The following is a 2,939-nucleotide window of genomic DNA, read 5'->3' as shown; positions in this document are numbered from 1 at the left end:
TGAGCATGGGCTTTGGCTATAAGCTTGGCGTGGATTTGCCCGGCGAAAAGCGCGGACTGATACCCAATGCCGCCTTTTACGACAAGGCATACAAGGGATCGTGGAACGGACTTACCGTCATCTCCATCTCCATTGGGCAGGGCGAGGTGAACCTGACGCCCCTGCAAATAGCCAATCTTTGCGCAACTATCGCCAACCGCGGCTATTATTATGTGCCTCATGTGGTGCGTAAGGTGCAGGGCGAACAGCTCGATACGCTTTATCGGCGCAAGCATTACACCAAGGCCAGCCGCAAAGCTTACGAATATGTGGTACAAGGAATGCGCGCATCGGTGGTGGGCGGCACCTGCCATGCGGCCAACAGGGCCGACTATTTGGTGTGCGGTAAGACGGGTACTGCGCAAAACCGCGGTCAAGACCACTCCGTTTTCATGGGCTTTGCGCCTATGGACAACCCCAAAATAGCCATTGCCGTGTACGTGGAGAACGGCGGATTTGGCGCCACTTACGGCGTGCCGATTGGTTCGCTCATGATGGAACAGTACATCAACGGAAAGCTTTCGCCCTTCTCTGAGGCGCAAGCAAGTGTTTACCAAAGCAGAAGGATAGCGTATGGCACGAGCAACAGATAGGCAACCCAGCATGCTTGGGTCGTTGGATTGGCGGACGATAGGCATCTATCTGGCGCTACTCACCTTCGGATGGGTGAGCGTTTGCGGTGCCAGCTACACCTATGGCGACACCGACATATTTAGTCTCGGCACGCGTTCGGGCATGCAAATCGTGTGGATTGGCACGTCCATCTGCCTTGGTTTCGTGCTGCTCACCCTCGACGACCACTTTTACGACACCTTCGCCTTTGTCATTTACGGCGCCATGTTGTTGCTGCTCTTCGCCACAATCTTTAATCCGCACGAGATTAAGGGTTCGCGTTCGTGGCTCGTGTTGGGTCCATTGCGCCTGCAACCAGCCGAGTTTGCCAAGTTTGCCACTGCCTTGGCCGTGGCCAAACTGATGAGTACTTACGGCTTTTCCCTGAACAATTGGAAAGATTTCGCCTCTGCCTGCCTCGTGGTTGTATTGCCGATGGTTTTCATTGTGGCGCAGAAAGAAACGGGTTCGGCCTTAGTTTATGTCTCGTTCTTCCTCATGTTCTATCGCGAAGGCATGTCGGGCAGTTTCCTTTTCACGGGCGTGGCGATGGTTGTGTACTTCGTTGTGGGCGTTCGTTTCGAAGAAGTGATGCTTTGGCAAACGCCAACGTCGCTCGGACGTTTCATCGTTTTGCTCCTTGTTCAGCTGTTTACGGCTGGCATGGTGCGTAGCTACACCAACGATCGCGGCCGAACAACGCGCCTTGTTGCGCTTGGAATACTCTTCACGGGTGTCTGTTTGCTCGTGTCTAAGTACATTGTGGCTTTCGATGTAACCATCGTGCAGCTTGTGTTGACAGCCGCCCTGGTGTGTTGGATTCTTTACCGTTGGCTTAGCGCGCGCATTCGCAACTATTTCTATGTGGCACTCTTTGCCGTTGGCTCGGTGATGTTCTTCTATTCGGTAGACTATGTACTTAACGAAGTGATGGAACCTCATCAGCGTGTGCGCATCAACGTGTTGCTTGGACTGGAAGAAGACCTTGCCGGCGCTGGCTATAACGTGCACCAAAGCGAGATAGCCATTGGGTCGGGTGGACTCAAAGGAAAGGGCTTTCTAAATGGAACACAAACCAAATTGAAGTTCGTTCCCGAGCAAGATACCGACTTTATTTTCTGCACCGTAGGCGAAGAAGAAGGCTTTGTTGGTTCGGCTGCCGTGCTGTTGCTTTTCCTTGCATTGATATTACGGCTCATCAAGTTGGCCGAACGGCAACCATTTAAGTTCGGTCGCATATATGGCTATTGTGTGTTGAGTGTGTTTCTCTTCCACCTTTTCATCAATGTGGGGATGGTCTTGGGCCTTACTCCCGTTATCGGCATCCCCTTACCGTTTTTTAGTTATGGCGGTTCCAGCTTGTGGGGATTTACGCTTTTGCTCTTTATTTTTTTACGAATAGACGCCAGCCGCAACAAGTCGCGAAGGCAATAAAACCATTTCGTCTCGTGTCTAGACATGGCCTTTGCAGGCTTTTCCAGTCTTGCTTACCGTTTGCTACAAGCCTCTTGTAGCACGGCTACCGATGGCTTGTAGTGGCACTACAAAAGAGTTGTAGAGCCACTACAATTTGTTTGTAGCAGCCCTACAAAGGCCTTTGTACGACAAAATATGCAGGCAATGCCTTTGCTTATTTCAAGCGAACAAACTTCGTTTCACACCCATTGTTGCTTACAAACAAGGTGTCTTTGTTGACACTCGCCTTCTCTCCCTTGACGAAAGACTGGGGAGATGAGGCCTATTATAGGGCGGTTTGCGCCAGTCTACTTCACCGCATACTTCTTTTTACCGATGATATACATGCCTTTGGGCAGCGTTTTCAGGGAGGTATCTATGTCGGCAGTGTGGCCCAATGCCTTTCCGTCTATCGTATATACGGGCAAACTCTTGGCCGATGGTGTGTTTTGTAAGGGCGATGTGATGCCTGTTGTTACGGGTTTCACAACACCTAGCAGCCCCTCAGCCGTATAATAGCCGCCATTTTCAAAAGGCAGGTCGGCCGTTTGCGGCGAGCCGTTGTTGCTGAAAATAATTCCTTCGTTGCCAGCAGAGCTTGTTTGTTTGCTGTTATTCCAAGTCCACTTCCACACGTGCGTGCCATTTGCAGTGGTCCCAACCTTTATGCAGGCAGCACCAGGCCACTGGTTGCCCGTGTAATTATAGCCCTTGTCCCATTGCCAGCAAGTTATTGTGTTGTTCCAGTTGGCAGGAGCCTCGAAGAAAGCACATCTTTCGCCTTTCTTAACCTTGCAGAAATCGGGTGCATTAAAGCCTGCATCCTCGCCCTT

General features: G+C 51.2%; 3 protein-coding genes. 2 read left to right on the top strand and 1 reads right to left on the bottom strand.

Going from position 1 to position 2,939, the window contains the following annotated elements:
• The coding region (locus BN93_RS05255) for a penicillin-binding transpeptidase domain-containing protein (RefSeq protein WP_019187295.1) at nucleotides 1–632 on the top strand (632 nt) is incomplete at its 5' end.
• On the top strand, nucleotides 613–2,085 hold the full coding sequence (rodA, locus tag BN93_RS05250) for a rod shape-determining protein RodA (protein WP_019187294.1): 1,473 nt from the start codon (nucleotides 613–615) through the stop codon (nucleotides 2,083–2,085). The genes BN93_RS05255 and rodA, both read left to right, overlap by 20 nt.
• A 329-nt stretch (nucleotides 2,086–2,414) precedes the next feature.
• Here rodA and BN93_RS05245 read toward each other — a convergent pair.
• Nucleotides 2,415–2,939: starch-binding protein (locus BN93_RS05245; protein ID WP_044259893.1), on the bottom strand; the 525-nt coding region annotated here is incomplete at its 5' end.

The organism is Prevotella conceptionensis 9403948, from assembly GCF_000312305.1.
GTDB lineage: Bacteria > Bacteroidota > Bacteroidia > Bacteroidales > Bacteroidaceae > Prevotella > Prevotella conceptionensis.
This window is presented reverse-complemented; position numbering and strand designations above follow the sequence as displayed.